We start from the raw sequence: 6,848 nt of genomic DNA, 5'->3' as shown, positions 1-6,848 counted from the left end.
ATAAGAAAGGTCGTAAAGATAGCATGGAAGTAATAGTATCCAAGTATCAGCAAGCCATTTGACTCTGTTTCACAAAATTCAGCCCATTTAAAGTGTAATGTTTAGATTGAGTAAATAGCCCAGTAAATGCATATATTTGATGATCTTGACATAGTTTAATATCGTTAGAATTTTGCCAGTATGTTTGTATTCACGGTTATTTTTTTATTTTAAGTGTTTCAATCTACATGATGATACGTCCTAGATTTGCAAGCTGAAGATAGGGCTTGTAGTATCACTCACCATACGGCGTTCAAAATAGTTTCTGTGGACAGGTTGATATTGACCGTTAGCATTGCATAAAAGCTAATTTGATAATATATTGTTATCGATAAATAAACTTTCTATAACTTATAGGTCTAATTCTAGCATGATACGATGCTTTTTTAGTCTACAAAAAGTTGCCATCTTGTGTACTAGCTTGTTTACAGATTTTTGTAGACATTCTCAGTTTTTGGACTTGTTTATAATGGCAGTGTATAGTTAGGCCAGTTTTGTACGCACTTACTAAATATCAATAATTATAATGTTGCCGAGTCTATATGATAGGAACATTGCATTTTTAATTTACGATTCTAGTTATTTTTTATAAGGATTATATTATGTCAGACCATTATGGTGATTTTGTTCAATCTTCTATTGGTAAAAAGGTTGCGAAAAACCTAGGCTTACCATTACCAGTGACACTTGATCGTTTCGAAAGTGGTGAAAATCTAGTACGTGGTAGTGTTTTGGTTGGCCGTGCTAGTGGCGATGATAAAAGCGTGAGTGCGTCAGTATCACGTATTTTGTCAGACGTACATGCGGATGTTTATGTAAATAGCAGCGACGATATCAAAGATACGCTTGCTGATGCGAGTATTGAGACAAAGATTAATACTGATAGTGATGATAAGTTTAAAGTGCTGTTGTTTGATGCTAGTAATATTAGCAATGCTAAGCAGCTAAAAGAGGTGTATGAATTTTTCCATACTGTGGCTCGCCGTGTTGAAAAATCTGGTCGCGTTATTATTGTGGGCCGCCCACCAGAAAAAATCTCTGATATTGATACAGCACTTGCTCAACGCTCACTTGAAGGCTTTGTAAAATCTGTAGGCAAAGAGTTCAAACGTGGTATCACGGCACAGCTTGTCTACGTTGAAGAAGGTGCAGAGCAAAACTTAGATTCAACGTTACGTTTTTTCACCTCAGCTCGTTCAGCTTATGTCTCAGGACAAGTCGTACGTGTTAGCAAAGGCACGTCAATTGAGGTAGATTGGACGCAGCCTTTAGGTGGCAAAACCATGCTGGTTACTGGCGCAAGTCGTGGTATTGGTGAAGCGATTGCTCGCGTGTTGGCTCGCGAAGGCGCTCATGTTATCTGTCTTGATGTGCCGCAGCAACAAGCTGACCTGCAAAAGGTCGCTAGTGAAATCAGTGGTTCAGTATTGACTGTTGATATTACCAGTGACGATGCAGGTGCTGAAATTGCAGATGCGGCAGAAAAACGCGGCGGCTTGGATGCAGTGATTCATAATGCAGGGGTGACCCGTGACAAGACCTTAGCGAAGATGGATGAGCAAAAATGGGATATGGTTATTAATATCAATCTTGCCAGTATCGCTAAATTAAACCGTTATATGCTTGATAATAATGTCTTAAATGATGACGCTCGTATTGTCTGTGTGTCTTCAATTTCTGGTATCGCGGGTAACTTAGGTCAAACCAACTATGCCACCTCGAAAGCGGGTGTTATTGGTCTAGTTAATGCGACTGCTAAGCAACTAGAGGACAATGCCAAAGGTATGACAATTAATGCCGTGGCGCCAGGATTTATTGAAACCCAGATGACTGAAGCCATTCCATTTGCTATTCGTGAAGCGGGGCGTCGTATGAACTCAATGAGCCAAGGTGGACTACCAGTAGATGTTGCAGAAACTATCGCATGGTTTGCATCACCTGCTTCTGGTGGTTTGAATGGCAATACTGTCCGTGTATGTGGTCAAAGCTTACTAGGTGCATAGCACTAGTTTCTAGGTAGGCAGGGGTAATATTTTTTATTAAGTAATTGATATTAATTGTTATTTTTTATTTACCTTACACATGCTTACGAAAAAATTGATGATAATTTGTAATAAAGCTGCCCGAGGGTGGCTTTTTTATGATAAAAACATAGAAACTTTATAATAAAAAAAATAGAAACTATAAACCCAAAAACCAGAAAAAAATTGCTGTAAAATAAGTGCTTGAACCACGCATTAAAACCACGTAGATTACTTATACTTTGGATTGAGTATAGCGCTTAGGACACTGTTGGTTGGTCAGCCTTAACGAACGACTTTAATAGCATCTCTGTATGCACCAAGAAAATTTGCTCTAGCCCCACTTAGGATTTATTATGTCAGACAAGCATTATGATGCGTTGCCAAAAGCGCATACGACCTACGCCAATATCGTTAAAAGCTTATTACCTATTGTCAATAATGGCAAAATTAGTCGAGAACAGCTACCTCAAGCGACTTATTTTGTGGATGATCTGCATATCGACCAAGGGAATTTAAACGATTATCGTAAAATTTGCGGTTTTTCTGATAATGGTAAAGTCCCAATTACATATTTTTCAGTATTATCACAAACTTTGCAAATGAATATGATGGTCAAAGAACCGTTTCCATTTGCCATGTTGGGTTTGGTACACGTTGACAATAGTGTAACTCAGTATCGTTCAATTGGTGAGCGTGAAACGTTTGCCATGTCGGTTACCTTTGATAATCTGCGTGATCATGCTCAAGGTCAGCAGTTTGATTTTGTGACGACTGTGAAATCAGAGAGTGAAGTTATCTGGGAAGGTACTTCAACTTATTTGTCTCGTAGCAAAACATCAAGTAATAGCAAAGATAAAAAAAGCACTCCACGTCAGATAGTGGCCAAACCAGATGTTAATCCGGAAGGCGTCCATAGTATCTTTGAAGTACCAGAGGATATCGGTCGTCGCTATGCCTTTGTATCGGGTGACTTCAACCTGATTCATTTACATCCGCTATCTGCGCGGGCTTTTGGTTTTCCAAAAGCTATTGCTCACGGTATGTGGTCAAAGGCCAAATGTTTGGGTATGATGGGCGAGTTACCAGATGCTTGTACGGTTGATGTCGCATTTAAGCTACCTATCTTTTTGCCAGCAGAGGTTGAGCTTATTGCTGAACCAGTTGCAAAGCTTGAGAGCACAGATGATACTTGTGAGTTTGGGTTATATAGCGCTAAAAATGACAAACCGCATCTGTTAGGTACGGTTAGATTGCAGAGTATCGATCAATAACCATCAGAAAATAAGATAACAGATGCTCATTACAAAAGTTTTCAATAGCAAACTTAACGAATAAATTTATAATTATGACTTCATATACAGAAGTAACAAGCCCAGAAAATTCAGCCGCCAATGATCATGTTGCTCATATCAAGACTACTGATAATAGGGCTGAGACTGGTAGCACCAGTACTGACTCTGACCAAAATATTCAGGATAACGGTATCGACCTTGCTAACATTTTTGAGCCTTATTTTCGTCCTGATGCAAACACCATTGTATGTGGTGCATTGGATGATGAAAAAGTGGCAGCATTAGCAAAGTCAGGCGTTGAGTTGGTTATCAATTTGCAGCCTAATGATGAGTTGAGTTTTGATGAAGCAGCAGCTGTCGAGCGTGCAGGTATGCATTATGAACATTTGCCTATTAGCGGTGCTGCTGACTTAAAGCAGCTGAAAATATTGGCATTTGATAATATTTTACGACAGCATCACGGCAAAAAAACTGCGCTGCACTGTGGTACTGGCAATAGAGCAGGCGCTGCGATAGCCTTGCGTGCAGGTTGGCTGCGTGGGCGTAAAATGGATACAGCGATGGAACGTGGGCGTAGTCATGGTTTGACTAAGCTTGCCGAAGAGGTTCATAATCGTTTACTAGTGCCGCGTTAGAATATAATCATGTTTGACGAACGAAAAGGCGACCAAATGGTGGCCTTTTTTGTGAGTAAATAATTGATTTTACGTTGATATAAATGGGTAAAACCACGCAAAAAATGATGGTTGTCAAGAAAACGAGGCTAGAAATCACTCATGGTAAGCCAATCGTGTTTTTTGATCTGCTACAATATCCAGCGCTAAGAGACTTTGAGACTTAGCTTTTTTATAAAATAAAGCAGGGCAGTCATGAGCGAGAACAATAAAAGTAATCAGCATATGCATAACGATATTAATATTAAACTTCAGCAAGGCTTGCAGCAATTACTCACCGACTTGCAACTTGATGATGCGCCAGCAGGTGGTGCTGTGGTTGTTTATCAGGCTGGCAAATGTATTGCTCAAGCAAGTACGGGTATGGCACGTTTAGATATGTCCTGGCAACCTGATACCTTGGCCATTAATTTTTCGACAGGTAAAGGCATATTGGCGACATTGGTACATGTGTTGGTGTCGCAGCAGATACTAGATTATGACACGCCTATTGCGCATTATTGGCCAGCATTTTCGGCACAGAATAAAGGGGATATTACGCTACGTAGCGTGATGTCACACCAAGCTAATTTATTTTCCATTCAAAGTACTAATGCTGATAGTGAAGCGTTGCTGGATTGGGAGCATATGCTCAATAAAATTGCTACGATGGCAATTACGCTACCGGAGCATAGCGAGTTATATGATAGCGCTTATAGTGCTTTGGTCTATGGTTGGATATTAGGCGGTCTAATAGAAGCTGTTACCAATCTATCTTTGGCTGAGGCGTTGCGCCGTTATCTAACCGAACCTTTAGGCATTGCCGACAGCTGTTATTTCGGTGTGCCAGATAATAAAGTCAACCAAGTGGCAAAGCTGGCCAAAGATTTTGAAGTATCAGATGAGGGTAGTGAAAAACTGCGTCATAAGCGTCACAAACCAACTTTAAAGGCAGACTCACAAAGCACCTTAGATGCTTATGCTCGTCTGCCCAATTATACTTGTTGGCAGCAACAAGCTTTAGCTAATGAAAAAGTCGTAAACCCTAGTCAGGATAATGAGCAAAAAAACTTACCTATATTGAGTACCGCCCATATCAATCGTTTGTACTTTGATACGAGTAAACTGAATCTAAAAAACTATAAAGCGGCGCTCATACCTGTTGGTAAAGAAGCAATCGATTACCATAGTCGTGAGATATTACAAGCCGTGATTCCTGCGGCCAATGGGGTAGCTTCAGCACAGGCACTGGCAACCATCTACGCGATGCTGGCCTGTGGTGGTCAATGGCAAGGACAAACCATTATTGATAGTGCAACGTTTGAGCAGCTCTCTAAACCGCACGTCACAGGTTTAGACTCCGTCATGCCAGCGTCTATGTATTGGCGCTTGGGTTATCATCGACTATTTAGCCTTTGTCAAAATATCGACAGTGAAGTGGTTGATATCAGCAAGCAAGGGTTCGGGCACATGGGTTATAACGGGTCGGCTGCTTGGTGTGATCCTAAGCGTCAATTGTCATTTGCTTTTGTTCATAACTTTGACGTTACGATGCTCAATGATATTCGTCAGTTTGCTCTAACGGAGTTTGTGATTAGCTCGGTTGATACAGCGCTCAAACAGTACTAAAAAATGTATCAATAATATCAATGAGGGTTGTTTGGCGTCATTTTTAGCAGTCTTTTGGCGCTGATACCATGTATAAAAATAGATATTAAAATGACAATTGAGCAGACAACCCATAGTTTTAGAGTATCCTCCTCACCGAAAAAGCCTTGGTTGATCGCGTAAGAGAGATAATATAGCGTACCAATACCACGGATACCTAATGCTGAGATAGCATATTTTTCGGTATGTGGTAGGTTCAGTCCTGATAACGCAATCAACCCGCCAATAGGGCGTATCAACAATAAGAAGGCAAAGCTGACGATATAAACGCGCCACGTGAGCTCTACATCCGACTGCAATCCCTGACCTAAAAACATGCCAAAAGTGACCAGTACTAACGACATCAGTAAACCTTCTGATTGCTCTGCAAAATCATGAAGCTTGTGATGGTAGCTGTGCTCATGCTCCGAACGCCGAAAGGCAAAGGCTGCGACAAATACGGCAATAAAGCCATAACTATGCACAAACTCTGCTAAGCCATAGGCTAGTAGTGTCAGGGCGATGACAACGTAACCTTGAGAAATAGTAGTGTCTTGGCTATATTTTGAAAAGACGAGCTTGGCCAGAACCTTACCAACGACAATACCAACCAGTAAACCTGCGCCAATTTTCCACAGTACATCATGGGTAAACCACGACCAAAGCATCTCACTGGTGAAACGATTGCCTTCATCAAATGCTTCCGCTATTTTTATTGCTAAATAAACAAAGGGGAAAGCCAGCCCATCGTTAAGTCCTGCTTCTGAGGTGAGGGTAAATCGAGGTGCGTCTTCACCACCGGTATTCGGTGGTCCTACTTGGATACTAGATGCTAATACTGGGTCCGTTGGTGCAAGTACAGCACCTAATAAAACGGCTGCCCCAAGACTCAGACCAAACGTGTAATAACCCAATACTGCCATCGAAAAAATACCAATTGGCATGGTAATCAGTAACAGTCGTACTGTCGGCCGCCATAACTGCCAGGATAGCTCAGTATCAATCTTGATACCCGCGCCAACCAATGATACTAAAACGACAATTTCAGTCAGTTTTTCGATGACTAAGCCATTATCAATAGGATTTAAGAATGATAGTGTCGTCCAATAATAGCCCATTATCAGGCCTAAGCCGACTTGTAGCATAGGCAAAGAGATGGGCGTGCGTTTAAAGAGAATAGGAAACAACGCGCC

Annotated in this window: 5 protein-coding genes; 4 read left to right on the top strand and 1 reads right to left on the bottom strand. The window is 41.0% G+C overall.

Annotated features, from left to right (window positions below; translation table 11 throughout):
* The first annotated feature begins 641 nt into the window (after positions 1-641).
* The 4 genes from ACT3RN_RS13790 to ACT3RN_RS13775 all read left to right on the top strand — a co-directional run bounded on the left by ACT3RN_RS13790 (position 642) and on the right by ACT3RN_RS13775 (position 5,637).
* Positions 642-2,042 (top strand): 3-oxoacyl-ACP reductase, encoded by a 1,401-nt coding sequence (locus tag ACT3RN_RS13790; RefSeq protein ID WP_192518765.1) that lies wholly within the window; start codon positions 642-644, stop codon positions 2,040-2,042.
* Positions 2,043-2,416: 374 nt separating this feature from the next.
* The gene (locus tag ACT3RN_RS13785) at positions 2,417-3,334 is read left to right on the top strand and encodes a MaoC family dehydratase (protein ID WP_192518766.1); all 918 of its coding nucleotides are present in this window, start codon (positions 2,417-2,419) and stop codon (positions 3,332-3,334) included.
* A 74-nt stretch (positions 3,335-3,408) separates the two neighbouring features.
* Positions 3,409-3,990 (top strand): beta-lactamase hydrolase domain-containing protein, encoded by a 582-nt coding sequence (locus tag ACT3RN_RS13780; RefSeq protein ID WP_192518767.1) that lies wholly within the window; start codon positions 3,409-3,411, stop codon positions 3,988-3,990.
* Positions 3,991-4,224: 234 nt separating this feature from the next.
* Positions 4,225-5,637, top strand: coding sequence for a serine hydrolase domain-containing protein (locus ACT3RN_RS13775; protein WP_192518768.1), 1,413 nt, complete (start codon positions 4,225-4,227; stop codon positions 5,635-5,637).
* Positions 5,638-5,654: 17 nt separating this feature from the next.
* Here ACT3RN_RS13775 and ACT3RN_RS13770 read toward each other — a convergent pair.
* Positions 5,655-6,848, bottom strand: a 1,194-nt coding sequence (locus tag ACT3RN_RS13770; RefSeq protein WP_444518722.1) for a cation:proton antiporter, incomplete at its 5' end; no start/stop codon positions are given.

The organism is Psychrobacter sp. AOP5-GZ1-6, from assembly GCF_052376345.1.
GTDB lineage: Bacteria > Pseudomonadota > Gammaproteobacteria > Pseudomonadales > Moraxellaceae > Psychrobacter.
The sequence above is the reverse complement of the archived record's forward strand: the minus strand, read 5'-3'. Positions and strand labels throughout refer to the sequence as shown.

Coding starts and splice junctions, on each gene's coding strand:
- ACT3RN_RS13780 (WP_192518767.1), top strand. CDS start 3,409: ATGACTTCATATACAGAAGTAACAAGCCCAGAAAATTCAGCCGCCAAT.
- ACT3RN_RS13775 (WP_192518768.1), top strand. CDS start 4,225: ATGAGCGAGAACAATAAAAGTAATCAGCATATGCATAACGATATTAAT.
- ACT3RN_RS13785 (WP_192518766.1), top strand. CDS start 2,417: ATGTCAGACAAGCATTATGATGCGTTGCCAAAAGCGCATACGACCTAC.
- ACT3RN_RS13790 (WP_192518765.1), top strand. CDS start 642: ATGTCAGACCATTATGGTGATTTTGTTCAATCTTCTATTGGTAAAAAG.